Genomic DNA, 1,046 nt, shown 5'->3' with positions numbered 1-1,046 from the left:
GATGCCCCGGCGAGGCGCCCCGCCGAGCTCGGCCACCTACCCCGCCTCGCGGAAGGGATCGTTACCGCTTCAGCGGACAAGACCCCGAAGGGGGCTTGGTCGGAGCGAAGCGGAGATAGAGCCCGGTGGCCGCCGCCAGGCGGGCATCCGCCCGCCCAAGCCTGATCGGCGCACCACTCACCGGAGATCCGACCCGAACCACCCCGCGCACTACCGTCCACGAACGACATGGATCTTGGTCCAAAATGAGGGGAACAACGGCTGACACAGACCTGTTCGTGTGGGACGTTTCGACGCAGAGGAATTGCCGATGAAGATACGCGTCTTGTCGATCGACGGCGGCGGCATCAGGGGCATCGCGCCCGCGCATATGCTCGCCAGGCTGGAACAGAAGCTCCTGGACAGCGGTAAACTAAAGGTCGCGGACAGCTTCGAACTGTTCGTCGGCACCTCGACCGGCTGCATCGTGGCGGCAGGCCTCGCCGCTTCCGGTCAGGCAGCCCAGCCACTTGCCCCCAAAGACATCGAACAATTGTATCACATGCACGGGCAGGCGATGTTCACCAGCCAATGGGCGGGGATTGGCCCGTTTCCGCTTTTTTCGGGAAAATACAAAGAGTCAGCCAAAGGCGCGGTGCTTCGACAGATATTGGGCAATCTGACGCTGGGCGAGCTTGAGCGAAACTTCCTCGGCACTTTCTACAATGTCGCGGCGGGTCCGGGGCCGATTTTCCCGAATGGCGGCCCCCAATACAGAAATGTGGGCGACAATCGCTTCAGCCAAGTGCCGCTGTGGAATGTGGTGAACGCCTCATCGAGCGCTCCCTTCTATTTTGACCCCGCCGAGCTCACCGCCTTGCACCATGACATGCGTGGAGCCGATGGAGGCCTGTTCGCCAACAATCCGGCGATGTGCGGCTATGTCGAGGCAGTCAAAACCTGGGCAGGGGAAAACGGCGAAAAACCGGAATTCCTTGTTGCGTCGTTCGGCTGCGGTCAGTCGACGGTCAAATTTGAGAAACAGAAGCGCTGGGGCGTTCTGCAAT

The 1,046-nt window shown here is 61.4% G+C and carries 1 protein-coding gene; it reads left to right on the top strand.

The features are described 5' to 3' along the window. Positions 1-310: 310 nt before the first annotated feature. On the top strand, positions 311-1,046 hold a 736-nt coding region (locus AB0K82_RS44725), incomplete at its 3' end, for a patatin-like phospholipase family protein (protein ID WP_364409897.1).

It is taken from the genome of Actinoallomurus sp. NPDC052274, from assembly GCF_040679475.1.
Lineage (GTDB): Bacteria > Actinomycetota > Actinomycetes > Streptosporangiales > Streptosporangiaceae > Actinoallomurus > Actinoallomurus liliacearum.
Note: the sequence above shows the minus strand (reverse complement) of the source record. Positions and strands in the feature narration are given on the sequence as shown.